The sequence below is a fragment of the Thauera sp. 28 genome (assembly GCF_000310145.2).
Lineage (GTDB): Bacteria > Pseudomonadota > Gammaproteobacteria > Burkholderiales > Rhodocyclaceae > Thauera > Thauera mechernichensis.
Genome location: NZ_AMXA01000042.1, coordinates 1 through 24,707 on the forward strand (window position 1 = coordinate 1; position 24,707 = coordinate 24,707).

Sequence of the window (24,707 nt, forward strand, 5' to 3'; positions counted from 1 at the left end):
GCCGCAAGCCGATCGCCCGCCGCGCGCCAGGCCGGCGACTGCGCGCGCGCTGGCGCCGACGCCGCGGCCGGCTGAGCATCCGGCTGCCGATCGCCCCCTGCCGGAGGGCGTGCGCCTGTCCAAGGTGATGGCCGAGCGCGGGCTGTGCTCGCGACGCGAGGCCGACGAGTACATCGAGCGCGGTTGGGTCTTCGTCGAAGGCAAGCGTGTGTCCGAACTCGGTGTGCGTATCGACCCCGATGCCCGTGTCACGCTCGCGCCCGAGGCCACGCGCAGCCAGCAGCAGCGCGTCACCATCCTGCTGCACAAGCCGGTGGGCTATGTTTCCGGCCAACCCGAGCCTGGCTATGCGCCCGCGGTGAGCCTGATCGGTGCCGACAACCAGTTCGACCGCGACACGGCGCAGCGCTTCCACCCCAGCCACCTCAAGCAGCTCGCGCCTGCGGGGCGGCTGGACATCGACTCCACCGGCCTGCTGGTGCTGACCCAGGATGGCCGCATCGCCCGCCAGCTCATCGGTGAGGACTCCAAGGTCGACAAGGAGTACCTGGTACGGGTCGAAGGCCGCATCATCGACGGCGGCCTGGCCTTGCTCAACCATGGCCTCATGCTCGACGACCGTCCGCTGCGCCCCGCCAAGGTCGAGTGGATCAACGACGACCAGTTGCGCTTCGTGCTCAACGAAGGCCGCAAACGCCAGATCCGCCGCATGTGCGAACTTGTGGGCCTGAAGGTCGTTGGTCTCAAGCGCGTGCGTATCGGCCGCGTCAAGCTCGGCGATCTGCCACTCGGGCAGTGGCGTTTCCTGCGCGCGGACGAGGGGTTCTGAGCGCTACCCAGGTCTGCGCTCAGTCTCCATGGCGGGATGCAGAGGCCTGAGCGCGTTCGTGCGCGACGTCGGCGGCGAGCTCGTCGCCCAGCGGCCCGGTCTTCGGGGTCATTCCGGAGCGGTGGGCAGCGCGCGCCATGGCGTGCGCGGCGAGCGGTGCGGTGGCGAGCACGATGACCAGGGCGAACACTGCCGCCAGCGCAAAGGCGCCGCTGGTGGCTGCCGCGACGCCGCCGAGGATGAGCGCGGCGCCGAGCGCGCCCGCCTTGCTCGCGGCGTGCATGCGGGTGTAGCTGTCGGGCAGGCGCAGTACGCCAATGGCGCCGATCAGGCCGATCAGAGCGCCCAGCAACAGCAGGGCAGACGATAGCCAGGCGAGGAATCCGTTGCTCATGGCTTGTCCTCCATCGGTTGCGGGCTGAGCGCGGCGGGTTCGTCCGGCGGCGGGCGGTCTACCCAGGTCACCTTTTCGTCCGCACCGCGGCCGCGGCGGCGGAACATCAGGATGAAGGCCGTGGTGCCGAGGAATGACACCAGCGCCAGCACCACGGCGCCATCGAGCAGCATCGGTTCCGCGGTCGCCAGCGCCAGCAGGGCGATGACGCCGATCCCGAGCAAGGTCAGCGCATCGATCGAGACCACGCGGTCGGTTGCGTGCGGGCCGCGGATCAGGCGCACGAGCACGAGCACCGCGCTGATGCCCTGGAGTGCGAAGGTGAGGGGCAGTACCCAGCTGGCGCCGGCGATTTCGCTGATCATGCCTGTCCTCCATCGGTGGCCTTGGGGGCGGGCGGCTCGCCGCCATCGATCCAGGCAAGCAGCCGGCGCTCGATCTCGCGCACGCCGGACTCCACTGCGTCGGCGTCCCGGGCGTCGATGGCGTGGATGTACAGCAGGCCCGATTCGGGCGCGTAGTCGAGGGCGAGGGTGCCCGGTGTGAGCGTCAGCAGACAGCCGAGCAGGGTGGCGACGCGATCGTCCCGGCGCGCCAGGCGCAGCTTGATCACCGCAGGCTGTGGCCGCACGCTGCGGCCGAGCACGACGCGGGCGACGTCGATGCTGGCCTTGAAGATCTCGGCGGCAAACCAGAACGCGAAGCGCGTGCCGTGTTCGAGCCGGCACACGTAGCGGCGAATGCCGAGCAGGTCGCTCGCCAGGCGCAGCCCGATGTGGATCACCACAAAGGCGGCCAGCACGCCGAGCGGGCTGAGAACACCGACGAAGGCCGCCAGGCCCACCGCAAGCAGAATATGCAAGCCCAACATGTTCATCGCCCTCCGGCCGCGACCACGGCCTGGATGTAGGCCTGCGGTGCGGCGAGTTGGTCGGCCGCGGCGACCGCGTAGTCCATCACCGGGCCGGCACCAAGGCCGATCGCCACGGTCATCGCAGCCAGCGCGCTCACGGCCCACAGCGCCGGGCGCAGGCCGGCCGCGCTGCGTGCGCTGATACCGCCCGCGGGGTGGGGCTTGAGGAAGGCCTCGTTCCAGATCTTGCTCATCGACAGCAGCGTGAAGATGCCGGTGACCAGGGCCACCGCGGCGGCGATCCAGGCACTCGCATCGAGGCTGGCCTTGACCAGCACGAACTTGGCCCAGAACCCGGACAGCGGCGGGATGCCCGCAAGCGACAGGGCAGGGATGGCGAACAGGATCGCCAGCCAGGGCGCATGGGCGTACAGACCGCCCATTGCGGCCAGGCGCTCCGAGCCGGTCAGGCGGGCGGCGATGCCGCCGATGAAGAACAGGTTTGCCTTCACGACGATGTGGTGGATGAGGTAGAACACGGCGCCGGCGAGCGCGAGCGGCGTGGCCAGCGCCAGGCCCAGGATCATGTAGCCGACCTGGCTGACGATGTGAAAGGACAGGATGCGCCGTACCTCGACCTGGGCCGCGGCGCCGAGCACGCCGATGAGCATGGTCGCGCACGCCACCCACAGCAGCACGTCGTGGGCGATACCTGCGTCCGGCCAGAACAGGGTGACGATGCGGATCAGTGCATACACCCCCACCTTGGTGAGCAGGCCGGCGAACAGTGCGGAGATCGGCGTCCACGCGACGTGGTAGGACGCCGGCAGCCAGCCGAACACCGGGAACAGCGCCGCCTTGATCGAGAACGCGGTGAGCATCAGTACGATCGCTGCATTGGCCGTGGCCGGCACCTCGCCGGCGGCGAAGGCCTGCGCCAGCAAAGCCATGTTGAGGCTACCGCTGGCGCCGTAAAGCATGCCGGCGGCGAGCAGGAACATCATCGTTGCGACCAGGTTGAGCACCACGTACACCACGGTGCCGGATAGCCGGCGCTTGCCGCCACCCAGCACCAGCAGGGCGAACGAGCCCACCAGCAGCACCTCGAACCAGACGTAGAGATTGAACACGTCGCCCGTGATGAAGGCGCCGCACACGCCGACCAGCAGGCCGTGCACCAGTGGGTGGAAGCCGCGGCTGCGCGCCGGGTCGTCGTCGCGCGCCAGCGCGAACACCACGGTTGCAAGGCCGATGATGCCGGTGATCGCCACCATGGCGGCGGAGAGGCGGTCGATCACCACGCTGATGCCGTAGGGTGCCGCCCAGCTGCCGGCCTGGCTGGCGAGGATGCGCCCCTCCGCGGCGAACACCACCAGCGCCAGGCCGACCGCGGCCAGGGCGGTAGCGCCGGCAAGGCTGAAGAAGGTCGCAAGGCGGTCGTGGCGACGTGCGAGCAGGGTCAGGACCAGGGTGGCGAGCGGGATCAGGATGGGTGCGATGATGAGGGCGTTCATGCCTTGCCCTCCGTTTCCGCTGCCCTTGCGGGCGTGGCGTGGCCGTCCGCGACGGGCTTGGGCGCCAGGTCCGGTGCCGGCTCCTCGGCCACCGCCGTGATGCGATCGGTCTCGACGTTGTCGTGCAGCTCCCAGCTGCGCTTGAGTACGGCGAGTGCGAACACGAAGAGAGCGAAGCCGATGACGATTGCGGTCAGCACGAGCGCCTGGGGCAGCGGGTTGGCGGCCAGCGCGGGGGCGCCGCTCTCGCCCACGAAGGCGGCGGCGCGGCCATCGAGGCGGCCGGAGACGAACACGGCGAGATTGACCCCGTTGCCGAGCACGATGACGCCGAGCACGACGCGCAGCAGGCCGCGGTCAAGCATCATCCAGATGCCGATGGCGACGAGCAGGCCGACGGTGATGGAGGCGATGATTTCCATGGTTCAGTCCTCGCGCTCGAGCAGTCGGAACAGCATCAGCAGCACGCCGCCCAGCACGGTGAAGAAGACGCCGACATCGAACAGCAGGGGGGTCCCCAGCGGCAGCCCGCCGGGGAACAGCCAGCCGCCGGTGAGGAAGGCCTGGCCCTGCAGCAGGCCGATCACGCCCGCTGATGCAGCCAGGGCGAGGCCGACGGCGAGGACGGTGGTCGGCGGTACGCGCAGCACGGCGCGCGCGCGGTTGACGCCAAAAGCCAGTGCCAGCAGCACCGCCGAGGTCGCCGCCACCAGCCCGCCGATGAAGCCGCCACCGGGCAGGTTGTGGCCGCGCCACAGCAGCATCAGCGAGATGAGCGCGAGCAGCGCAGACAGCGGGCGGATGCCGTGGCGCAGCAGCACCGAGCCGAAGTCCGAACTGCCTTCGGCTGCGACCTTGCCGGGTTTGCCGCTGCCGAGCAGGGGCGCGGCCGCGAGTGCGGCCAGCCCGACGACCAGGATCTCGCCCAGGGTGTCCAGGGCGCGGAAATCGACCAGGATCACGTTCACCACGTTGGCGCCGTGGCCGCCCGGCAGGCTGTTGTCCAGGTACCAGCGCGCGATGTCGCCCGGCAAGGGCTGGCTGACGGTCATCAGCATCATCGCGCTCACGACCAGCCCGATCGCGCCGGCGATGAGGGCATGAAAGCGTTTGGCTGCCGGTTTGCGCGAGCCGACCATCCGCGTTGGCGGCAGGTTGCGCAGCACCAGGGCCAGAAAGATGACGGTCAGCGTCTCCACCATCAGCTGCGTGATGGCCACGTCGGGCGCGCGTGCGGCGAGGAAGAACAGCGCCAGCCCGAGACCGCTCGCACCCAGGGTCGCGATCAGGGCCACGCGGCCCGGCATGACCGCGGCGGCGGCGGCACCGGCAACCGCAAGCACGCAGCCGACCAGGGCGGCGAGATTGACCGGGTTGGTGACTTCGGGCCAGGCCAGGTCTTCTCCGGTGGAGGCGAAGACCCCGATGAGGGCGAAACCGACGATCGCGACCACCAGCGCGCTGATGTGCTGGCGCAGCGAGCCATGCTGGAAGCGGTCGGCCACCCCGCCTGCAAACAGGAAGACGCGCTTGAGCAGGCGGTCCCAGATCATGTCGCCGCTGGTGCGCCACAGCACACGCCACAGCGACAGGCGCCGCCGCACGCGGGTCCGCCGCAGGTAGAAGAACACACCCAGGGCAACCGTGAGCAGGCTGGCCACCAGAGCCGGCGTGATTCCGCCCCACAGGTAGAGGTTGACCGGCACGGCGGTGCCGGACACCGCCTGCACGGCGGCGTCGATCAGCCAGACCTCGGCGAGGTTGTTGAAGGCGCCGAACACGAAGCCACCCACGGCCAGCAGCATGGGGCCGATCCACATCGGCAGGCTCACCTCGTGTGGCGTGTGCGGATAGCGGCCTTCCTTGCCGAGGAAGGCGCGCACGAACACGAGACCGGCAGCGGTGAGCAGCAAGGCATTGGTGAGGATCATCACCAGCGTGGTGACCCAGCCCGCCATGCCGAGCTCGATGAGGCCGGCGTACTTGAACTCCTTGGCAATGAAGCCGAAGAACGGTGGCAGGCCGGCGTTGGAGAACGCCGCCAGTGCGACGGCAAAGCCGGTGAGCGGCATGTAGCGCAGCAGGCCGCCGAGCCTGGAGATCTGGCGTGTGCCGGTCGCGTGGTCGATCGAGCCCACCGCCATGAACAGCGCTGCCTTGTAGAAGGCATGCGCGACCAGGTAGATCGCGAAGGCTTGCAGGCCATAGGGGGTATTGGTGCCGAGCAGCATGGTGAGCTGGCCGAGCACGGTGACCGTGGTGTAGGCCAGTACGCGCTTGAGGTCGGTCTGGCGGATTGCCAGTACGGCGCCGACCAGCGCGGTGGTGGCGCCGACAGTGATCAGGATCGTGCTCCAGCTCATCGAGCCGCTGAGCGATGGGTTCAGGCGTGCGAGCAGGTACACGCCCGCCTTGACCATGGTCGCCGAGTGCAGGTAGGCCGACACCGGTGTGGGTGCGGCCATCGCGTTTGGCAGCCAGAGGTGGAAAGGCACCTGGGCCGACTTGGTGAAGGCGCCGAGCAGCACCAGGGCGAGGATGGCGGGGTAGAGTGCGTGATCGGCGATCAGCGCGGGAGAGAGCCCCGAGAACTGCCAGCTGCCGCCGACATTGCCGAGCAGGATCAGGCCGGCGAGCAGGGCCAGGCCGCCGCCGCCGGTGATGAGCAGAGCCTGCAGCGCCGAGCGTCGAGACTCCGCCTGGTCGTGCTGGAAGCTGATGAGCAGGAAGGAGGTGACGCTGGTCAGCTCCCAGAACACGAACATCACGATCAGGTCGTCCGCAAGCACCAGGCCGAGCATGGCGGCCATGAAGCCCAGCAGGTAGGCGTAGAAGCGGCCAAGGTGGTGATGGTCGGACAGGTAGGCGCCGGCATACAGCACGATCAGCGTGCCAATGCCGCTGATCAGCAGGGCGAACAGCAACGACAGTCCGTCCAGGCGGAATGCGAGTTCGATGCCGAGCGCGCCGACCCAGGTCACGCTCTGCGTGATGACGCCGCCCTGTGCGACCTCGGGCACCAGCGTGACGAAATAGGCAAACACCGAAAGCGGCGCGAGCGCGAGGATCCAGCCCGCGCGATCGTCCAGCGGACGGGTCAGCAATGGCGCGGCCAGCATCGCCAACGCGATCAGTCCGATGCTGGTCAGCACGCCTTCACCCGCTTCATGCACATGTTCGTCATCTCCCTTCGAGGCCGCCGTCGGCACTATGGCGCGCGGCACATTATCGTTCTATGCGGGAGAAACTGACTATGCGCGTCAGCCCGGGGTTCCTCAATGTCGTCAAAAAGCGAACGGCTGGCGCCTTGTCAGGGCACCAGCCGTCGTCCTCGGGCGTGGAGTCCGGGCGCCAGGTCGGGCGTGCTCGTCGCGTTCGCCGCGACGCTCGGTGCAGGCCGCAGCGCTTGAACTGCGGCGTCAGTGCGCGGCCTCGCGTGAAGTCCTGCGCATGCGCGCATCGAGTTCGGGGTGGGCCTCGTACAGGCCGCTCACCTTGGCAAAGCATCCCTGCAGCGGACACTCGCGCCCTGGCGGGCATTCATGCTCGGCTGCGCATTCCATCTGGGTTTCATCCAGCACTACCATGGTACGGGCGGCTTCGCAGCGGGCGATGGGGGCATCCAGCGTGCACATGATCATCTCCTCGTGTCGTTCTTTTGCGATGACTGAAGTCCATTCGTTGTGCGGCGTGAAATATTTCACGTCAAGCTTGATTTCAATCTAGCCGATGTGCGTTGCCGCGCTGCTCGATCTGCCAGGAGTTTGACAAAAATCAAGCACCTGCGGCCTCGCCACCAGGCGTGCTATTCCGCCCGCAGCGCGTCGACGGCGTTCATGCCGGCAGCGCGCCGCGCTGGCAGGACGCCGGCGAGCAGGCCGACCATCATCGCGAGCGCCTGGGCGATGACAACGAAATGCCATGGGGTGCTGACCGGCATCGCTGGCAACAGCAGGCCGATGCCCTGAGCGAGTCCGATGCCGGCGGCCAGGCCGAGCAGGCCGCCCAGGCTTGCCAGCACCACTGCTTCGCCGAGGAAGATTGCGAGGATGGTGCGTCGGCGTGCGCCGAGGGCGACGAGCAGGCCGATCTCGTTGGTGCGCTCGCTGACGGCAATCGTCATGATGGTGACGATACCGACGCCGCCTACCACCAGCGAGATGCCGCCGAGTGCGCCGACCGCGGCGGTAAGGATGGCGAGGATGTTCGACAAGGTGGCGAGCATGTCCTCCTGAGTGATGAGGGTGAAGTCCTCGCGGCCGTGGCGGGCGCTCATCAGCGTGCGTACGCTCTCGGCCACCTGTGCGGCCGGTACCGTGGGCGCATAGGTGAGCGCGATCTCCATCACGCCGTCGCGGCGGAACAAGGCCAGGCCGCGCGCCACCGGGATGTAGGCGGCGTCGTCCAGGTCAACGCCGAGGAACTGGCCCTTTTCCTCCATGATGCCGACGACGCGGAAGCGCTCGTCACCAATCTGCACGCGTTCGCCGAGTGCGTTGCCGACGCCGAAGAGCTCCCGTTTCAGCTTTGCGCCCAGCACGACGAAGGCGCGCGCGCTGCTTGCTTCGTCGGGTGGCAGGAACTGGCCGATGCGCACGCGGATCGAGTACACCTCCTGCATCTGCGGTCCGACACCGAGCACCATCGTGCGTCGCACACGCCCCTGGGCACGGACCTCGGCGTTGCCGCTCACAGAGGCGCTGACCTGGCGCACATGGGGCAGCTGTGCAAGCGCTGCCGCATCGTCAAGGGTGAGGTCGCGCGCGGTGGAGGGCAGGCCGGGGGGGCCGCCGCGCGCGCCTTGGCGGCCAGGCGTGATGCTGAGCACATTGGTGCCGAACTGGCTGAACTCGGCGAGCACGAAGCGGTGCAGGCCCTCGCCGATCGACGTCAGCAAGATCACCGCGGCGATGCCCACGGCGATGCCGAGCAGGGTCAGGAAGCTGCGCAGCCGGTGCGCGGTGAGCGCGCGCAGGGCGAGGTGGAGACTGTCCTGCCAGCGCATGCTGTGTCAGCGCCTGGCCAGGGCTTGTACCGGATCGAGCGCGGCGGCGCGGCGCGCGGGCAGCACGCCGAAGGCGATGCCGGTGCCGAGCGCGGTGCCAAGCGCGGCGATCACCGCCCAGTCGGGCGGCCAGGCAGGCAGCATGGGCCAGGTCAGGCGCACGCCCCAGGCGCCGAGGTGGCCGAGCGCGAAGCCGGTGAGCGCGCCCGCGACCGACAGCAGCGCGGCCTCGGTGAGGAAAGCGGCACGGATGCTCGCGGTGCTGGCGCCGAGTGCCTTGAGCAGGCCGATCTCGGCCGTGCGCTGGGTGACCGCCACCAGCATCACGTTCATCACCAGGATGCCGGCTACGGCGAGACTGATCGCGGCGATGCCGGCGACGCCCAGTGTGAGTGCGCCGAGGATGCGGTCGAAGGTGCCGAGCACGGCGTCCTGGGTGATCACGGTGACGTCGAGTTCGCCGTCGCGGCGTGCGCGCAGCAACTCCTCGAGCTGGCGCTGGGCGGCGGGCAGGGCATCGCGCCGGGTGGTCTCGACCAGGATGCGGAACAGGCCATTGGTGTTGAACATGGCTTGCGCCGTGGCGACCGGCACCAGCACCAGTTCGTCGGTCGTCATGCCCAGGCCCTGGCCGCCCGGAGCGAGCGTACCGATGACGCGCAGCCGGGTGTCGCCGACCCGGATCATGCGGCCGACCGCCGGTTCGTGGCCGAACAGTTCGGCGCGGATGGCGTCGCCGAGTACCGCCAGCGCACTGGCGCGCTCAAAGTCCTCGCGGGGCAGGAAGCTGCCGTGTGCCATGCGCATGCCGCGCAGTTCGAGAAAATCGGTGCTGGTGCCGACCACCATCACCTCGCGCAGCCGGCCAGCGGCTGCAACCTCGGTGTTGCCCACCGTGATCGGTGCCACGCGCTGCACCAGTGGCAGGCGCAACAGGGCTGCGGCGTCGGCATTGGTGAGTTCGCGCGGGGTGCTGGTGACGAAGCTGCCCGGATTGACGCCGCCGGTCTCGGTGCGCCCAGGCAGCACGATCAGCAGCTGTGCGCCGAGCGCAGCGAATTCGCCCACCACATAGCGGCGCGCGCCGTCGCCGAGCGCGGTCAGCACCACGACTGCGGCGACGCCGATCGACATCGCCAGCGTCATCAGCGCGGTGCGCAGCGGGTAGGCGGTGGCGGCGCGGGTGGCGAAGCGCAGGGTGTCGGTCGGGCTCATGCAGGCAGCTCGTGCCGGCGCAGATCCTGGGCGATGGCACCGTCCTCCATGCGCAGCCAGCGATGGGCACGCTCGCCCATCGCTGGGTCATGGGTGACCACGATCAGCGTGGTGCCCGCAGTGTTGAGCGCCTCGAGCAGGGCGGTGACCTCGTGACCGGTGCTGCGGTCAAGGTTGCCCGTGGGTTCGTCGGCCAGCAGGACGGCCGGGCGCATGATGGTGGCGCGGGCGATCGCCACGCGCTGGCGCTGACCACCGGAGAGTTCCTCCGGTCGGTGGTGGGCGCGGCCTTCGAGGCCGAAGGCCCTCAGCGCCTGCGCGATGCGCGCACTACGCTCGGTGGCCGCCAGGCCGGCCAGCATCAGCGGCAAGCCGATGTTCTCCGCTGCCGTCAGCCGTGGCACGAGGTGAAAGCTCTGGAACACGAAGCCGATGCGTGCGCTGCGCACTGCCGCCTGTTCGTCCGCCGACAGCGTCGTGACGTCGCGACCTTCCAGGTGGTAATTGCCGCCGTCGGGGCGGTCGAGCAGGCCGAGCAGGTTGAGCAGGGTGGACTTTCCAGAACCGGAGGGCCCCATCACCGAGACGTAGTCGCCGGCCTCGATGCGCAGGCTCACGTCGCGCAGCGCATGCACCTCGCTGTCACCGAGCCTGAAGATGCGATTTATGCCGTCGAGTTCGATCTGGGCCATGGCCGTGCGTACGTCTCGGCTGTGCTGCATGTGTGCTCAGGGCGCAGCCTGAAGGGTCACCTTCGCGCCCGCAGACACGCCGTCGCGCTCCAGCGAAGTCACGATACGCTCGCCTGCGGCCAGTCCGGACAGGACCTCGGTGAACGCCCAGTTCGCCACCCCGGTCTCGAGTTCGCGCTCGATCAGGGTGTCGCCCTCGACGACCAGCACCCGCCTGCCTTCGCGCAGCGCGCTGGTGGGGATGCGCAGCGTGTCGGCGCGGGTGGCGAGCACGATCTCGACGTCGGCGCTGTAGCCCACGAGCATGCCGCGCGCCTCCTCGGGGCGCACGAAGTCCACGTCGACCGCCACGGTGCGGGCCTGGCGCTCGACCGCGGTGATGTAGGGTGCGACGCGCTTGACCCGGCCTTCGAACACGGTGCCGGGCATGGCTTCGAGCGTGATCCGAACCGGCAGGCCAGGCTGGATTCTGGGCGCGTCGATCTCGTCCATCGGTGCCTTCACGTAGAGGCAGGAGTCGTCGATGAGGTCGATCGCCGGCGGTGTCGGCACGCCGGGGGGCGAGGGCGTGGAGTATTCGCCCAGCTCGCCGCTGATCTTGGCCACCGTGCCGGCGAAGGGCGCGGTGAGCACCAGGCGCTGGCGCTCTGTTTCGGTAGCGGCGAGCTGGGCCTCGGCGGTGGCGATGTCGGCACGGGCGGTGTCGCAGGCGGCGCGGCGTGCGCGCGCCTCGGTGCGCGCACGCTCCTCGACGCTGGCGGAAACAAAACCACGCCGCACCAGCTGCGCCTGGCGTGCCGCCTCGCGCTCGGCGTTGTCGGCCAGGGTGCAGGCTTCGTGCACGCGCTGGCGGGCGGTTGCGAGTTGGGCCCGATTGACCGCCGCGCGCGCATCCAGGTCGCCGTGCCACAGGCGCATCAGCACCTGCCCGGCTTCCACCCGGTCGCCCTCTTCCACCCCCAGCCAGTCGATACGGCCGCCCACGATGGTGGCCAGCCGTGTGCGCTGGCAGGCCTCTATCTCGCCCGCACGGGTATTGGTCAGCGTGGCCTCGACCGTGCCGCGGGCGACCTCATGCACCACCACCTCGACCGGCTTCGGTCTGGTGAGCCACCAGATCCCCGCGCCTAGCAGCGCGGCGAGGAGTGCGAGGAGAAGAAGACGGCGCAGGGCATTCATCGAGCGTGGACGTTCAGAGCTCGTCGAAGAAGTCGGAGTCGAGGCGTTTCAACTCGATCCTGCGCTTCACCGACACGCCGGCCTTGTGTTCGACCGCGAGCCGGGCGAACTCCTCGCCATCGATCAGGGGACGAATGAGTTCGTGGTACTTGGGTACCGTCATGGAGATCCCACTGAGCCATTCTTGGCGTTACTCAAAATCGCTTCAGCCCACTCGAGCAGCGCCAGTGTTTCCAATCGGGTGCGTTCCCGGTTCAGGGAAAAGCTTTGATCCAGTCCCGTGTCGTATCGGGCTGCAACTCCGAAGGGGGTAAGCCTCTCGAGGAATATGTCCTGGTCGGGAGGCTGAATTCCGTTCTGCTTTAGCAGAGCGAGCAGCATCGCGATGTTGCGCGTCCTCGGAAAGAGGACGTTCGCATTTGCGAGAACGGCTTTGATACCTTTTTCTGCCGTCTGCTGGGCGTGGAATCCGATGACCCAGTCCGGTGCTGCGGGATCCTGCGCCAAACGGTCGACCACGTAGGCATCGTCCCGCGCCCTGCGCAGCAACCCGAGCGCGGGTTCACCGGGGGAATGCATGGACCCGTCCTTCGCGAGTGGCGCGCCAAGCGAGGGTGTTCGGCTGGGTGCACTCCTGCTCGAACGCTTCATCGCTCATCACGACCACGTCGGCCGGGATCAATTGACGACCGAGCAGGGAGGCGAGGCGGGCCATCTCGTCGAAACGGTTGTGCACCTCCGGCTCCACTACGAGCAGGTCGAGGTCGCTGTCATCGCGAGCCTCCCCGCGTGCTTGTGAACCGAACACGATCACGCGGCTGCCGGGTGGCAGGTGGCCGCGCAGGCAGTCGAGCGAGGCTGCGATTGGGTCGGTCGTTCGGGCTGAGATGGCCATGCTCGCTCTCCTTTGGCTGGGGCTTACTTCCCGCCCTTCGCCCACGAATCCTTCAGCGTCACCGTGCGATTGAAGACCGGTGCGCCGGGCCTGGAGTCCACCCGGTCGGCCACGAAGTAGCCGTGGCGTTCGAACTGGAAGCGCTCTTCCGGTTGTGCATCCTTGAGCGCGGGTTCCAGGTAGGCGGTGATGATGCGCTTGCTGTCCGGGTTGATGTCGTCGAGGAAGCTGCGCTCGGCGTCGGGCGCGTCGCCCTCGCGGCGCTGCCCGGGATGGGGGTGGGCGAACAGGCGGTCGTAGATGCGCACCTCTGCCTCGTAGCCGTGCGCGACCGACACCCAGTGCAGGTTGCCCTTGACCTTGTAGTTGTCGGCGCCGGGCGTGCCGGACTTGGAGTCGGACATGTACTCGGCGAGCACGGCGGTGATGTTGCCGGCGGCGTCCTTTTCGCAGCCAATGCACTTGACGACGAAGCCGTAGCGCAGGCGCACCATGTTGCCGGGGTACAGACGGTGGAAGCCCTTGACCGGCTCTTCCATGAAGTCCTCACGCTCGATCCACAGCTCACGGCCGAAGGGCATGTCACGCTTGCCGAGCTCGGGCTTGAGCGGGTGGTTCGGCGCCTGGCACAGTTCGGAGGCGCCTTCGGCGTAGTTCGTGATGACCAGCTTGAGCGGATCGAGCACGGCGACGCGACGCTCGGCGGCTTCGTTGAGGTCGTCGCGCATGCATTCCTCCAGCACGCTCATGTCGATCCACGAGTCCGCCTTGGACACGCCGATACGCTCTGCAAAGCGGCGGAAGCCCGTAGCGGTGAAGCCGCGGCGGCGGGCGCCGATGAGCGTGGGCAGGCGTGGGTCGTCCCAGCCGTCCACATGGCCTTCATTGACGAGCTGGATCAGCTTGCGCTTGGAGAGCACCACGTAGGTCAGGTTCAGGCGGGCGAACTCGATCTGCTGCGGCAGCGGGCGCGGGAACTGGCCCGCAGCGGCGAGCGCGTCGAGCAGCCAGTCGTAGAACGGGCGCTGGTCCTCGAATTCGAGCGTGCACACCGAGTGGGTGATGCTCTCGATTGCGTCTTCGATCGGGTGGGCGAAGGTGTACATCGGGTAGATGCACCAGGCGTCGCCCGTGCGGTGGTGTGTGGCATGGCGGATACGGTAGATCGCCGGGTCGCGCAGGTTGATGTTGGGGCTCGCCATGTCGATCTTCGCTCGCAGGATGTGCGTGCCTTCGGCGAACTCACCTGCGCGCATGCGCGCGAACAGCTCGATGTTTTCCTCGATGCTGCGGTTGCGGTACGGACTGTCCTTGCCCGGCTCGGTCAGCGTGCCGCGGTTGGCACGCATCTCCTCGGCTGACTGCGAATCCACATAGGCCTTGCCGGCCCTGATCAGGCTGAGCGCACAGTCGTGCATGCGATCGAAATAGTCGGATGCGAAATACAGATGCTCGCCCCACTCGAAGCCGAGCCACTTCACCGCCTCGATGATGGCGTCGACGTATTCCTGCTCTTCCTTTTCGGGGTTGGTGTCGTCGAAGCGCATGTGGCAGGCTCCGCCATAGGACTCGGCCAGGCCGAAGTTCAGGCAGATCGACTTGGCGTGGCCGTAATGCAGGTAGCCGTTGGGCTCGGGCGGGAAGCGCGTTTCGACGCGGCCGCCCCATTTCCCCGTGCGGATGTCCTCGTCGATGATGTTGCGGATGAAATTGGAAACGACGGGGGCTTCGGTGGCGGAGTTTTTTTCGGGTTTCATCTGTTGAGCGTTCTGGTGAGGGCGCTGCGGCACGGGCCGTGCTTGCCAGGGTGCGATAACCCGCCAATTGTAGCCGATCCGCCCCGCCGGCTCGGATGCTGCACCGCCGCGGTTAGAATCCGCATGTGAGCCTGATGCCTCGGGGCGCGTATGTGCGAACGCTTGACGATGGAGCGGTGGGAATGAATCTTGCGGCATTTGCGGCGGTAGGGGTGGGCGCGGCGTGTGGCGCCTGGCTGCGCTGGGGGCTTGGGCTGTGGCTGAACCCGGTGTTCGCCTTGGTACCGCTCGGCACTCTGGCGGCCAACCTGGTCGGCGGTCTGCTGATGGGCGTGGCGCTGGCTGCGGTGCAGGCCTGGCCGGCGATGTCGTCCGCCCTGAAGTTGCTGCTGACGACGGGGCTGTTGGGTGGCCTGACGACCTTTTCGACCTTCTCGGCCGAGGCATTCCACCTGCTGCAGCGCGGGGCGCTGGGCTGGCTGGGCGTGCATCTGCTGACCCATGTCCTGGGCTCCCTGCTGATGACCTGGGCAGGGTTTGCGCTGTTCAATGCGGTGACGCGGGGGGGGTGAGCGCTCCTGGGGCAGGCGTGTTCGCGAGTCGGATCTTCAGATTCATGACTTTGTGCTTTAATGTAACGAGTCTTGATATGCTGCGCGCTGGTGTGGAGGTCTTCATCATGAAGAGATGGCTCGTTATTGTCGGTTGTGTCGTGCTGGCGTCCTGCGCGCAGCCACCGCAACGCGAAACGGTGACGATATGCGATGGCGGCGGTTGCCGCGAGCAGGGCAGGGACGTCGTCACGCAGGAGACGCGGACCTTCAATGAGGCGGATGACGGCCGTGCCGCAGCCCTCGAAGCCATCGCGGAACAGGATCCCCGTGCGGCCTACGATCTGGGTCTGCGTTACTTCCGCGGCGACGGCGTGCGACAGGATAGCTACAAGGCGCTGACATGGATGCGGTCAGCCGCCGAGCGTGGCCACCTGGAGGCGCAGAAGGCGCTCGGACGCTTTTACCTGACCGGACTGGAAGAGATGGGGCCGGATCCCCGTGAAGCCGAGAAATGGCTCTCCATTACCGCGGGGCGTGGCGACGCGGAGGCGCGGACCCTGCTTGCGGAGGCCTCTGCAGCGCGCAAGTCGGAGGAGGCGGAGTGGAAGTGGCGCCAGCGCTGGAGAGGTGTGTTCTACGACTACTGGTACCGGCGCTACACCTATCTGGGTTACTGGCGCGACGGCTACTGGTATTACCGCTGAGCGCATGATCGAACCCCTGCAGCCTGTGCAGGGGTTTTTTGCGAGTGACTCGGCCCCGAGTCACGCCTGCGTCGGCGGACCCCTCGACGCTCAAGGAAAAACTCAACAGGAGGAACGCAGCATGATCCAACACCGGATTTCCAAAATTGCGCTGGCGCTTGCCGCAGCGACTGCACTCACCGGGTGCGTTACGACGGGAACGAATTCGACCGCGGTGTCGGGGGCGGCAGGCGGAGGGGCGAGCGTTGATGCGAACCCCCAACTCGAACGCTGTGACGCGCCGCTCGGTACGCTCGCGGTGGACGATGGACGGGCCGCCGACTGGTATGGCCAATTCGGTAGCGCAACCCAGGTGACGACCATCGAGCCCCTGCTTCGCCTTGCCGTTCAGCAATCCAACTGCTTCGTGATCACGTCGATCGGCAACCTCCGAACGGACAGCCGCCTGTCGCGGATTACCGATATCCAGCGCAACTCGGGCGAGTATCGTGCAGGCTCCAAGCAAGAGAAGGGGCAACGCGTTGCGGCCGACTACTATCTTGAGCCGCAGATCATCATCAATAATGACTCGGTCGGCTCCGTGGGCGGCCTGGTCGGCGGCCTCGTTGGTGGCCGCCTCGGCGCGCTCGCCGGAGGCATCCAGTCCAAGGCGTCGGTCGTGACGCTATCGCTCTTCGATATCCGCTCGGCGGTCCAGATTGCTGCTTCCGAGGGGAGCTCGACGGCAACGAACTTCGGCGCAGCACTGGGTGCCTTCGGTGGCGGTGCCGGAGGCGCTCTGGGCGGCTTCTCGCGTACGCCCGAAGGCAAGGCGACCGTCGCGGCATTCATGGATGCTTACAACAATATGGTCGTGGCGCTTCGCAACTACAAGGCGCAGGATGTAAAAGGTGGTCTCGGGCGTGGCGGTACGCTCAAGGTCAACTGATCGGTCGAACCTGCCCGCCCGCACCTAATCGGAGAACGAGCAAAATGAAGATACTTGCGATGAGTGTGTGTGCAACGGCCCTGGTGATGAGCGGCTGCGCGACGATGACCGAAACCCAGCGCGACACTGCGGTGGGTGCAGGTATCGGTGCCGTGACCGGTGCAGTCATCGGCCGTGCGACGGCGGGCGGAAACAAGGGCAGAAGTACCGCGACGGGCGCCGCAGTGGGGGCGGCAGTGGGCGCCGCAGGCGGTTACCTGTGGTCGCAGAACATGCAGCGGCAACGCGCCGAGATGGAGCAGGCTACCGCAGGGACTGGCGTCGGTGTCAGCCAGACCGTGGACAATCAGCTGAAGGTCGATATCCCCGCAGATGTGTCCTTCGACGTCGGCCGCCACGACATCAAGGCCAACATGCGGCCGGTGCTCGATCGACTTGCCGCAACGCTGAACCAGCACCCGGTCACGACCGTCAGCATCATCGGTCATACCGACAGCACGGGCACGGATGCGATCAACAACCCCTTGTCCGTCAACCGTGCCGCTGCCGTGCGCGACTACTTGGTCATGCGTGGGGTTTCAGCGCAGCGTATCTCGATCGATGGTCGCGGTTCCTATCAGCCGATCGCCGATAATGCGACTGCGGCGGGGCGGGCGATGAACCGCCGCGTCGAGATCTTCATCGCCGAGCAGGTACGCTGACGAGCGCCTCCGTGCCCCAAGATGCCTCAGAGGCGTGCCCCGCGGGACAACGGCACGCGCTTCCAGAGGCCCTTGGGGCACATGTTTCGCACCCTCCGTAGGAGCGGCGCAAGCCGCGAGCCTTTTCATCGGTTCCGCCCAGCCGTGTCGCCCTCAACCCATCGCGGCTGGCGCCGCCCCCACCGGTCCCGCTTCTCGTCGGTCCTGACCGACTCGCATTGCCTTCAACCCCGTGGTTGGTGCCGCTCCTGCCGGGAGCGCCTCGCCGCCCGGGCTCAACGCCCGGCGGGTGGCAGGGGCGCCAGCAGCGCGGCGATGTCGGCCTCGCCGAACTTGGCGAGCGCGTTGGCGTCTTCAGACAGCACGCCCTCGGCGAGTGCGGCCTTCTTCTCCTGCAGGGCGAGGATCTTCTCCTCGATGCTGCCTGCGCATACCAGCTTGAACACGAACACCGGCTTGTCCTGGCCGATGCGGTGGGCGCGATCGGTGGCCTGGTTCTCGGCTGCAGGGTTCCACCACGGGTCGTAGTGGATCACGGTGTCGGCCGCGGTGAGGTTGAGACCCACGCCGCCCGCCTTCAGGCTGATCAGGAACACGGGCACGCGGCCCTTCTGGAAGTCTTCGACCGGAATGCGGCGGTCGCGGGTGTCGCCGGTCAGCGCCACCCAGCCAATCTTCGCCTTGTCGAGCTCCGCAGCGATCAGGCTGAGCATGGAGGTGAACTGTGAGAACACCAGGATGCGCCGGCCTTCGTCGATCAACTCGGGCAGCATGTCCATGAGCAGGTCGAGCTTGGCGCGCTCCTTGACGCGCGCCGCAGCCGGTGACTTCAGCAGGCGCGGATCGCAGCACACCTGGCGCAGCTTCAACAGAGCATCGAGGATCACGATCTGGCTGCGCGCGAAGCCTTTGCCGGCGATCTCGGCGCGCACCTTCTCGTCCATGGCCGCGCGCACCGTCTCGTAGAGGTCGCGCTGTCCGCCCTCGAGACCGACGCTGCGCACGATGATGGTCTTGGGCGGCAATTCGGTGGCGACGTCTTCCTTGCGCCGGCGCAGGATGAAGGGGCGCAGGCGGGCGGCGAGCAGGTCGCGGCGGTCACTGTCGCCATGCTTCTCGATCGGTGTGCGCCAGGTCTGGGTGAATTGCTTGTGCGTGCCGAGGAAACCCGGCAGCAGGAAGTCGAACTGCGCCCAGAGCTCGCCGAGGTGGTTCTCCAGCGGCGTGCCGGTAAGGCCGAGACGGTGGCGGGCCTTGAGCTGTCGGATCACCTGCGCGCCCTTGCTGGCGGCATTCTTTACCGTCTGCGCTTCGTCCAGGATCAGAAGGCTCCATTGGCGCGCCTGCAGCTGTTCTGCGTCGCGCCACAGCAGCGGATAAGTGGTGAGCGCCACATCGATCTTCACGTCGGCATCGAGCTCGTCGAAGCGCGCATGACGATCCGAGCCGTGCAGGTTGAGCACCTTCAGCTCGGGCGCGAAGCGCTCGGCTTCGGCCTGCCAGTTGAACACCAGCGAGGTAGGCAGGATGACCAGTGCGGGCACATCCAGCCGGCCGGCGTGCTTCTCGGTGAGCAGGTGAGCGAGCGTCTGCGCTGTCTTGCCCAGGCCCATGTCGTCGGCGAGGATGCCGGCGAGGTCGTGCCTTACGAGGTGCTGCAGCCAGGCCAGGCCTTCGAGCTGGTAGGGGCGCAGTTCGGCGCCGAAGCCTTTCGGCGTTTGCACTGCGGCGATGCCGGTGGCGCCGCGCAGGCGGCTGGAGAGTTGTGCGATGAGATCGTGGCCGCGGCCCGGCAGGTCGAGCTCGGCCAGTCGTGTGGCGTCGAGCCTTGAAAGACGCCAGTCGTGGTCGGGGCGGTCGAAGAGGTCGACGAGCGCGCGCACGAGCGGCTTCACGCGGCCGGCGCTGATGCGCAGGCGGCCGAGCTCTTGGTCCTCGAGGATGAGCGCCTCGTGGTCGTCGATATCGTCCAGCCGTCCGGACAGCCAGCGTGCATCGTGTGCGAACAGCCCCGCCAGCAAAGGTGCAAGTGGCAATGCCTTGCCATCCACTTCGATACCGGGCGACAGGCCCAGCCAGCCGTCCTGATGCTCGTCGATGTCGAGCATCAGGTGGTCGATGTCGATGGCGTGGTGGCGGAAGTCGCTCGGGAACTCGACTGTCCAGCCTTCGGCGCGTAGTGCGGCCGCTGTGTCGGCCATGAAGGTCGGCCACTCGGCCTCGCTTGCGAGTCCGAGTGCGTCTGCCGGCAGGGGGCCGAAACTGCCCTGTATCGCACCCGGCGGAATGCGGGTGAAGCCAGCGGTGGCGAGCCGCTGGGCCGCGACCCGCTCGGCTGTCTCGTCACGCGTGAGGCGGGCGCTGCGGCCGTCCGGCAGGGGGAGGAAGAGGCGGCCGTCGCCGGCGTCGATGGTTACCGGGCCGTAGCGGAAGGCCAGCAGCGCGAAGTCGAAGACATAGGTGCCATAGGCCGCATAGCTGCGATAGCGCGCCTGCAGCACCGGCCGAGTCTCCAGGCGCAGTATGGGTACCGGTGTTCCGCTCACTTCGACGGGCGGCTCGCCGCGCAGGGTCGGCGGGGGCAAGGTGGGGGCGACTTCGGCAAGGGTTTCGGCCACCAGTTCCGACTCCGCCTGTGTCAGCGGCGGCAGCCACAGCATGCGTTGCACCAGTTCGGGGGCAAGGTCGAGCGTGATCGGGCCGGCACTCGCGCTGGCCGTGTCGATGTACCAGGGCGGCAGCAGTGGCAGGACCCGGGCAGCGGCGGGGTCGAGCTTGAGCACCGGAGCGCGCAGGCCGTCGGCGGTGAGCGTCCAGTCCGGGGTGCCCGGGCGCGCTTCGCCGGCGCTCAGTACCGGTGTGGCGAGGCTGTCGTAGTGCGCGCGACCGCTGGCGAGCAGGCTCGCCATCAGCGCGTTGCTGTGCCTGCCCTCCAGTGTCACGCCATCGCTCGGGATGGGGCGGCCATGCGGCCTGTGCGCCCACAGCAGACGCAGGATCTCGTGGTCGTCGTCGGCAACGAAGGCGGGCGGTGCCTGCAGCGCACGCTCGATGTTGTTCCAGCGTTCATGCTGGCGTATCTGTCCATGTTGGTCCAGGCGCACCTTGTAGCAGGCGACGCGGTGATCGCTGCTGTAGGCATCGTGCTCGATGACGTAGTGCAGTGCGTGGGTCGTCTTGCTGGACTGGGGCTTGCCCGCGGCTCCTGGCTCAAGCGCCCGAGCGGCCTGGCGAAAGCCCTCCACCCACGCCCGCACCTGCTCGCGCGGGCGGTCCGGTCGGCGACGCTGGTGCAGCCATACCAGCATCATCGCGGCGACATGCTTGCAACCGTAACCCATGGGGCAGGTGCATGCGCTGACAAGCGCAGGGCGTCCTTCTTCCTCGATCACGTCAGCGGAAACGTCGTAGGGCGTACGTTGCCTGCCCTTGACCAGGGCTGACACCGAGCAGCCGTCGGCGGAGAGTGCGCTCACCCGGCTCAGATAGCCCAGCCCCTTGGCGACGGTCTCCATGCCGAGTTGGGCGATCAGGTCATCCTGGGTGAAGCGGTCGAGCGGGGTCATGGGCTTGGGGCGCGCCCGAGGCGGGCTTGAGCGGAAAACCCGTCAGTTTACACGTCGAACGTGAGGGCTGGCTCGTGTAGCGCGTTGGAAACTGCGGCTTGCAGTTTGCCGGGGCGGTTGCCTTTCGAATTCCGAGCGTGATGTACAAAAAGCCGACGGGCCGCATGTGCGGCCCGTCGAGGCTTACGCTCTGGCGATTGACCTTACACGTTGCGATAGACCTCGGCACCGCTCTTGACGAACTCGATCGACTTCACCTCCATGCCCTTCTTGAGCGCCTCGGCCTCGTCGATGCCCTGCTGTGCGGCGAAGTCGCGCACGTCCTGGGTGATCTTCATGCTGCAGAAGTGCGGCCCGCACATCGAGCAGAAGTGCGCCACCTTGGCCGAGTCCTTGGGCAGGGTCTCGTCGTGGAATTCCTTGGCCTTGTCCGGGTCGAGGCCGAGGTTGAACTGGTCTTCCCAGCGGAACTCGAAGCGCGCCTTGCTCAAGGCGTTGTCGCGGATCTGCGCGCCCGGGTGGCCCTTGGCCAGGTCGGCGGCGTGCGCGGCCAGCTTGTAGGTGATGATGCCTTCCTTGACGTCCTGCTTGTTGGGCAGGCCCAGGTGCTCCTTGGGCGTCACGTAGCACAGCATGGCGGTGCCGTACCAGCCGATGGTGGCCGCGCCGATGCCGCTGGTGATGTGGTCGTAGCCCGGGGCGATGTCGGTGGTGAGCGGCCCCAGGGTGTAGAAGGGCGCCTCCTTGCACCACTCGAGCTGCAGGTCCATGTTCTCCTTGATCAGGTGCAGCGGCACGTGGCCGGGGCCCTCGATCATGACCTGCACGTCGTGGCGCCAGGCGATGTCGGTGAGCTCGCCCAGGGTCTTGAGTTCGCCCAGCTGGGCCTCGTCGTTGGCGTCGTAGATCGAGCCCGGGCGCAGGCCGTCGCCCAGGCTGAAGGCCACGTCGTAGGCCTTCATGATCTCGCAGATGTCCTCGAAGTGCTCGTAGAGGAAGCTCTCCTTGTGATGCGCCAGGCACCACTTGGCCATGATCGAGCCGCCGCGCGACACGATGCCGGTCATGCGGTTGGCGGTGAGCGGCACGTAGCGCAAGAGCACGCCGGCGTGGATGGTGAAGTAGTCCACGCCCTGCTCGGCCTGCTCGATCAGGGTGTCGCGGAAGATCTCCCAGGTCAGCTCCTCGGCCTTGCCATTGACCTTCTCCAGCGCCTGGTAGATCGGCACGGTGCCGATCGGCACGGGCGAGTTGCGGATGATCCACTCGCGCGTCTCGTGGATGTTCTTGCCGGTGGAGAGATCCATCACCGTGTCGCCGCCCCAGCGGATCGACCAGGTCATCTTGTCGACTTCCTCGGCGATCGACGAGGTGACCGCCGAGTTGCCGATGTTGGCGTTGATCTTGGTGAGGAAGTTGCGGCCGATGATCATCGGCTCGCTCTCGGGGTGGTTGATGTTGTTGGGGATGATGGCGCGCCCGCGCGCCACTTCGTCGCGCACGAACTCGGGGGTGATCACCGGCGGCAGGCTGGCGCCGAAGTTCTGGCCCGGGTGCTGGCGCAGCATCATGTCGGCCATCTTCTGGCCCTTGGGGCCGGTGGCGCGCAGCGAGGCGATGTACTGCTCGCGGTTCAGGTTCTCGCGGATGGCGATGTATTCCATCTCGGGGGTAATGATGCCGCGCCGGGCGTAATGCATCTGGGTGACATTGGCACCCGGCTTGGCGCGGCGCGGGGCGCGGTGCAGGCCGGGAAAGCGCAGCTCGTCGAGCGCCGTGTCGGCGGCGCGGGCGCGGCCGTACTCGGAGGACAGGCCGGGCAGCACTTCGGTGTCGCCGCGCGCCTCGATCCACGGCTGGCGCAGCGCGGGCAGGCCGGAGCGGATGTCGATCTTGGCGGCCGGGTCGGTGTAGGGGCCCGAACAGTCATAGACGAAGATCGGCGGGTTGGGTTCGGCGCCGAAGGAGGCCGGGGTGTCGCTCTGGGTGATCTCGCGCATCGGCACGCGGATGTCCGGGCGCGAACCCTCGACGTAGATCTTGCGCGAGTTGGGCAGCGGGGCGATCGCGGCTTCGTCGACGTGGGCTTCGGCGGCGATGAATTTCTCGGTGGCGTTCATGGGCTGAGTCTCCTGGGGGGTGGTCTGTTTATGTGTGAGTGTGCAAATGCCCCTCGTCCTCGGGGCGGCCTGGGGCTGTGCCTTCAGGGTGACTTCTGCGAGCGTCGCCACAGGGCATGGAAGTGATGCACGGGGCCGTGACCGCTGCCGACGGCGAGTTCGCCCGCATGTGCGATGGCACCGAGCAGCCACTGGCGTGCATGGCGCACGGCGGCCTCGACCGGGTGCAGCTGCCCCTTGGCTTGCGGCAGCAGCGCCGCGATTGCCGAGCTGAGCGTGCAGCCGGTGCCGTGGGTGTTCTTGGTGTCGATGCGCGGCGACGACAGTTCGACCATGCGATCGCCGTCGAACAGCAGGTCGACCAGGTCGTTGCCGGGCAGGTGGCCACCCTTGAGCATTACCCAGCGTTCGGAAGACAGCGGTAGCAACTCGCGCAGGCGCTCGGCGGCGCGGTACATTTCCTTTACCGTGTCCGGCGCGCGCTGTTCGAGCAGCACGCCCGCCTCGGGGAGGTTGGGCGTGATCATGAACGCTTGTGGGAAGAGCGCCTCGCGCATTGCCGAGATCGCGCTGCGGGCGAGCAGGCTGTCGCCGCTCTTGGCGACCATCACGGGGTCGAGCACCACATTGGCTGCCTGCCAGTGTGCCAGGCGCTCGGCAACGGTGGTCGTGACCTCTGCGCTGCCGAGCATGCCGATCTTGGTGGCGTGAAGTTGGACATCGCCGAACAGGGTGTCGATCTGCAGGCGCAGGAAGTCGGTCGGCGGCACGTGTACGCCAGCCACCCCCTGGGTGTTCTGAGCGGTCAGTGCGGCGACGACACCGCAACCGTAGGCGCCCAGTGCCGAGAAGGCCTTGAGATCGGCGAGCACGCCGGCGCCGCCCGAGGGGTCGACGCCCGCGATCGAGACGACATTGACAATGGCGGAAGCGGCGCCGCTGGCGCCGGAGGGGGTGTTGCGGGTATGCATGGATACGTTTCCCTACGCCGGTATGAGCCGGATCAGGTTCAAAGGGTCTTTCTCAGCCCCGTGCTGCGGGCACCCCTAACGAGATCGCCGCACGATACTGGATGCGTCAGCATGTGGCAAGGTGCTCAAGATATCGCCGAAATGGTCGTTTAGCATCGTGCCAGCCGAATTTGCTCAGTGCCCATGAAGCCCATCCGACTCCTGCTCGCCGCCTGCTTACTCGCCCAGCCCATGCACGCCGTGCTTGCGGCTGACTGGCAGCTCGTGTTGAGCGACCGTAATCGCCGCATCGAGATCGACCGCGACAGCATCCTGTCTTCGGATGCGGGCACGAAGATCTCTTGGGGACGTGTCGTGCTGACGACGGACGAGGCACGCAGCGCAGGCTACGCGATGATCAAGGCGCTCAACCGCTACGATTGCCGAAACCGCAGCTTTACCACGATCAAGCGCGTCTACGTCGATGCCGCGGACAATATCCTCCGCGAGGAGGCTGTGGATGGGGCGTCGGTCATGGTTACGCCTAATTCCGTGGACGAGCGCATGTGGCGGGAGGTGTGCGATCCGCCCAGTGCCGCAGAGTTGCTCAAGCTCGCCAACGAGGCGGCTCGGCTTGCTGCACCGGCTGCCGCGCCAGTTGCCAATGCCGCTCCTGCGCCGCCGCCTGCCCGGCCTGCCGCTGCAGTGCCGCCGGCCGCGCCTGCCGCCATTGCAGTGGCGCCGGCTACCGTGCAGCCTCCGGTATCGGCCCCGGGGCCATCCGTGCCGCCGGTGCAGCCAGCGCCGCCGGTGACGCCTGCCGCGGCGCCGATGCCGCCCGCTGCTTCGGC

The 24,707-nt window shown here is 67.6% G+C and carries 24 protein-coding genes and 1 riboswitch; of the genes, 6 read left to right on the forward strand and 18 right to left on the reverse strand.

Annotated elements, in window-relative coordinates:
• Nucleotides 1-829: pseudouridine synthase (locus C662_RS17995; protein ID WP_002932668.1), on the forward strand; the 829-nt coding region annotated here is incomplete at its 5' end.
• A gap of 19 nt (nt 830-848) precedes the next feature.
• Here C662_RS17995 and mnhG read toward each other — a convergent pair.
• From mnhG to C662_RS18070, 15 genes are all read right to left on the reverse strand, one after another.
• Nucleotides 849-1,223, reverse strand: a complete 375-nt coding sequence (gene mnhG / locus C662_RS18000) for a monovalent cation/H(+) antiporter subunit G (RefSeq protein ID WP_002932671.1) — start codon at nt 1,221-1,223, stop codon at nt 849-851.
• Entirely contained in the window at nt 1,220-1,588 is a 369-nt protein-coding gene (locus tag C662_RS18005) for a monovalent cation/H+ antiporter complex subunit F (RefSeq protein WP_002932674.1), read from the reverse strand. The genes mnhG and C662_RS18005 overlap by 4 nt, the downstream gene beginning before the upstream one ends.
• Entirely contained in the window at nt 1,585-2,094 is a 510-nt protein-coding gene (locus C662_RS18010; protein ID WP_232433309.1) for a Na+/H+ antiporter subunit E, read from the reverse strand. The genes C662_RS18005 and C662_RS18010 overlap by 4 nt, the downstream gene beginning before the upstream one ends.
• 2 nt (nt 2,095-2,096) lie before the next feature.
• Complete coding sequence (locus C662_RS18015; protein WP_002932680.1) at nt 2,097-3,590, reverse strand: proton-conducting transporter transmembrane domain-containing protein; 1,494 nt, start codon at nt 3,588-3,590, stop codon at nt 2,097-2,099.
• Nucleotides 3,587-4,012: a Na+/H+ antiporter subunit C gene (locus tag C662_RS18020; RefSeq protein WP_002932681.1), complete on the reverse strand. Its 426-nt coding sequence runs from the start codon at nt 4,010-4,012 to the stop codon at nt 3,587-3,589. The genes C662_RS18015 and C662_RS18020 overlap by 4 nt, the downstream gene beginning before the upstream one ends.
• Before the next feature lie 3 nt (nt 4,013-4,015).
• The gene (gene mbhE, locus C662_RS18025; protein WP_037985013.1) at nt 4,016-6,742 is read right to left on the reverse strand and encodes a hydrogen gas-evolving membrane-bound hydrogenase subunit E; all 2,727 of its coding nucleotides are present in this window, start codon (nt 6,740-6,742) and stop codon (nt 4,016-4,018) included.
• A 267-nt stretch (nt 6,743-7,009) separates the two neighbouring features.
• Complete coding sequence (locus tag C662_RS18030; RefSeq protein WP_002932683.1) at nt 7,010-7,225, reverse strand: hypothetical protein; 216 nt, start codon at nt 7,223-7,225, stop codon at nt 7,010-7,012.
• A gap of 170 nt (nt 7,226-7,395) precedes the next feature.
• Nucleotides 7,396-8,595 (reverse strand): ABC transporter permease, encoded by a 1,200-nt coding sequence (locus C662_RS18035; RefSeq protein WP_002932684.1) that lies wholly within the window; start codon nt 8,593-8,595, stop codon nt 7,396-7,398.
• 6 nt (nt 8,596-8,601) lie between these two features.
• Nucleotides 8,602-9,810 carry an ABC transporter permease gene (locus C662_RS18040; RefSeq protein ID WP_002932690.1) on the reverse strand — a complete coding sequence of 403 codons (1,209 nt, stop codon included), beginning with the start codon at nt 9,808-9,810 and terminating at the stop codon, nt 8,602-8,604.
• Nucleotides 9,807-10,502 carry an ABC transporter ATP-binding protein gene (locus tag C662_RS18045; RefSeq protein WP_002932698.1) on the reverse strand — a complete coding sequence of 232 codons (696 nt, stop codon included), beginning with the start codon at nt 10,500-10,502 and terminating at the stop codon, nt 9,807-9,809. Before C662_RS18045 ends, C662_RS18040 begins: the two co-directional genes overlap by 4 nt.
• A gap of 36 nt (nt 10,503-10,538) precedes the next feature.
• Nucleotides 10,539-11,681 carry an efflux RND transporter periplasmic adaptor subunit gene (locus C662_RS18050; RefSeq protein ID WP_002932702.1) on the reverse strand — a complete coding sequence of 381 codons (1,143 nt, stop codon included), beginning with the start codon at nt 11,679-11,681 and terminating at the stop codon, nt 10,539-10,541.
• A 13-nt stretch (nt 11,682-11,694) separates the two neighbouring features.
• Nucleotides 11,695-11,844, reverse strand: coding sequence for a hypothetical protein (locus tag C662_RS18055; protein WP_002932705.1), 150 nt, complete (start codon nt 11,842-11,844; stop codon nt 11,695-11,697).
• Nucleotides 11,841-12,260: a HEPN domain-containing protein gene (locus C662_RS18060; protein WP_002932712.1), complete on the reverse strand. Its 420-nt coding sequence runs from the start codon at nt 12,258-12,260 to the stop codon at nt 11,841-11,843. Before C662_RS18060 ends, C662_RS18055 begins: the two co-directional genes overlap by 4 nt.
• Complete coding sequence (locus C662_RS18065) at nt 12,244-12,576, reverse strand: nucleotidyltransferase domain-containing protein (RefSeq protein WP_002932713.1); 333 nt, start codon at nt 12,574-12,576, stop codon at nt 12,244-12,246. The genes C662_RS18060 and C662_RS18065 overlap by 17 nt, the downstream gene beginning before the upstream one ends.
• A 23-nt stretch (nt 12,577-12,599) precedes the next feature.
• On the reverse strand, nt 12,600-14,333 hold the full coding sequence (locus C662_RS18070) for a glutamine--tRNA ligase/YqeY domain fusion protein (RefSeq protein WP_002932714.1): 1,734 nt from the start codon (nt 14,331-14,333) through the stop codon (nt 12,600-12,602).
• 182 nt (nt 14,334-14,515) lie between these two features.
• On the opposite strand from C662_RS18070, the gene crcB reads away from it, so the two are divergent.
• The 4 genes from crcB (at nt 14,516) to C662_RS18090 (ending at nt 17,220) form a co-directional block, all read left to right on the forward strand.
• Complete coding sequence (crcB, locus tag C662_RS18075; protein ID WP_002932718.1) at nt 14,516-14,905, forward strand: fluoride efflux transporter CrcB; 390 nt, start codon at nt 14,516-14,518, stop codon at nt 14,903-14,905.
• Nucleotides 14,906-15,012: 107 nt separating this feature from the next.
• Nucleotides 15,013-15,591, forward strand: coding sequence for a tetratricopeptide repeat protein (locus tag C662_RS18080; RefSeq protein WP_232431658.1), 579 nt, complete (start codon nt 15,013-15,015; stop codon nt 15,589-15,591).
• 4 nt (nt 15,592-15,595) lie between these two features.
• Nucleotides 15,596-16,519, forward strand: a complete 924-nt coding sequence (locus C662_RS18085; protein ID WP_232433310.1) for a hypothetical protein — start codon at nt 15,596-15,598, stop codon at nt 16,517-16,519.
• Between the two features lie 44 nt (nt 16,520-16,563).
• Nucleotides 16,564-17,220 carry an OmpA family protein gene (locus C662_RS18090; RefSeq protein ID WP_002932721.1) on the forward strand — a complete coding sequence of 219 codons (657 nt, stop codon included), beginning with the start codon at nt 16,564-16,566 and terminating at the stop codon, nt 17,218-17,220.
• 275 nt (nt 17,221-17,495) lie between these two features.
• On the opposite strand, the gene C662_RS18095 is transcribed toward C662_RS18090, so the two are convergent.
• The 3 genes from C662_RS18095 to thiD all read right to left on the reverse strand — a co-directional run bounded on the left by C662_RS18095 (nt 17,496) and on the right by thiD (nt 23,877).
• Nucleotides 17,496-20,786, reverse strand: coding sequence for a DEAD/DEAH box helicase (locus tag C662_RS18095; protein ID WP_002932727.1), 3,291 nt, complete (start codon nt 20,784-20,786; stop codon nt 17,496-17,498).
• Nucleotides 20,787-20,989: 203 nt separating this feature from the next.
• Entirely contained in the window at nt 20,990-22,906 is a 1,917-nt protein-coding gene (gene thiC / locus C662_RS18100) for a phosphomethylpyrimidine synthase ThiC (RefSeq protein WP_002932728.1), read from the reverse strand.
• Between the two features lie 83 nt (nt 22,907-22,989).
• Nucleotides 22,990-23,877 carry a bifunctional hydroxymethylpyrimidine kinase/phosphomethylpyrimidine kinase gene (gene thiD, locus C662_RS18105; protein ID WP_002932729.1) on the reverse strand — a complete coding sequence of 296 codons (888 nt, stop codon included), beginning with the start codon at nt 23,875-23,877 and terminating at the stop codon, nt 22,990-22,992.
• A riboswitch (TPP riboswitch) is annotated at nt 23,870-23,964 on the reverse strand. Its footprint overlaps the gene before it by 8 nt.
• A 96-nt stretch (nt 23,965-24,060) precedes the next feature.
• On the opposite strand from thiD, the gene C662_RS18110 reads away from it, so the two are divergent.
• A partial coding sequence (locus tag C662_RS18110) for a surface-adhesin E family protein (protein WP_002932730.1) occupies nt 24,061-24,707 on the forward strand: 647 nt, incomplete at its 3' end.

Coding starts and splice junctions, on each gene's coding strand:
- mnhG (WP_002932671.1), bottom strand. CDS start 1,223: ATGAGCAACGGATTCCTCGCCTGGCTATCGTCTGCCCTGCTGTTGCTG.
- C662_RS18005 (WP_002932674.1), bottom strand. CDS start 1,588: ATGATCAGCGAAATCGCCGGCGCCAGCTGGGTACTGCCCCTCACCTTC.
- C662_RS18010 (WP_232433309.1), bottom strand. CDS start 2,094: ATGTTGGGCTTGCATATTCTGCTTGCGGTGGGCCTGGCGGCCTTCGTC.
- C662_RS18015 (WP_002932680.1), bottom strand. CDS start 3,590: ATGAACGCCCTCATCATCGCACCCATCCTGATCCCGCTCGCCACCCTG.
- C662_RS18020 (WP_002932681.1), bottom strand. CDS start 4,012: ATGGAAATCATCGCCTCCATCACCGTCGGCCTGCTCGTCGCCATCGGC.
- C662_RS18030 (WP_002932683.1), bottom strand. CDS start 7,225: ATGTGCACGCTGGATGCCCCCATCGCCCGCTGCGAAGCCGCCCGTACC.
- C662_RS18035 (WP_002932684.1), bottom strand. CDS start 8,595: ATGCGCTGGCAGGACAGTCTCCACCTCGCCCTGCGCGCGCTCACCGCG.
- C662_RS18040 (WP_002932690.1), bottom strand. CDS start 9,810: ATGAGCCCGACCGACACCCTGCGCTTCGCCACCCGCGCCGCCACCGCC.
- C662_RS18045 (WP_002932698.1), bottom strand. CDS start 10,502: ATGGCCCAGATCGAACTCGACGGCATAAATCGCATCTTCAGGCTCGGT.
- C662_RS18050 (WP_002932702.1), bottom strand. CDS start 11,681: ATGAATGCCCTGCGCCGTCTTCTTCTCCTCGCACTCCTCGCCGCGCTG.
- C662_RS18055 (WP_002932705.1), bottom strand. CDS start 11,844: ATGACGGTACCCAAGTACCACGAACTCATTCGTCCCCTGATCGATGGC.
- C662_RS18060 (WP_002932712.1), bottom strand. CDS start 12,260: ATGCATTCCCCCGGTGAACCCGCGCTCGGGTTGCTGCGCAGGGCGCGG.
- C662_RS18065 (WP_002932713.1), bottom strand. CDS start 12,576: ATGGCCATCTCAGCCCGAACGACCGACCCAATCGCAGCCTCGCTCGAC.
- C662_RS18070 (WP_002932714.1), bottom strand. CDS start 14,333: ATGAAACCCGAAAAAAACTCCGCCACCGAAGCCCCCGTCGTTTCCAAT.
- crcB (WP_002932718.1), top strand. CDS start 14,516: ATGAATCTTGCGGCATTTGCGGCGGTAGGGGTGGGCGCGGCGTGTGGC.
- C662_RS18080 (WP_232431658.1), top strand. CDS start 15,013: ATGAAGAGATGGCTCGTTATTGTCGGTTGTGTCGTGCTGGCGTCCTGC.
- C662_RS18085 (WP_232433310.1), top strand. CDS start 15,596: ATGATCGAACCCCTGCAGCCTGTGCAGGGGTTTTTTGCGAGTGACTCG.
- C662_RS18090 (WP_002932721.1), top strand. CDS start 16,564: ATGAAGATACTTGCGATGAGTGTGTGTGCAACGGCCCTGGTGATGAGC.
- C662_RS18095 (WP_002932727.1), bottom strand. CDS start 20,786: ATGACCCCGCTCGACCGCTTCACCCAGGATGACCTGATCGCCCAACTC.
- thiC (WP_002932728.1), bottom strand. CDS start 22,906: ATGAACGCCACCGAGAAATTCATCGCCGCCGAAGCCCACGTCGACGAA.
- thiD (WP_002932729.1), bottom strand. CDS start 23,877: ATGCATACCCGCAACACCCCCTCCGGCGCCAGCGGCGCCGCTTCCGCC.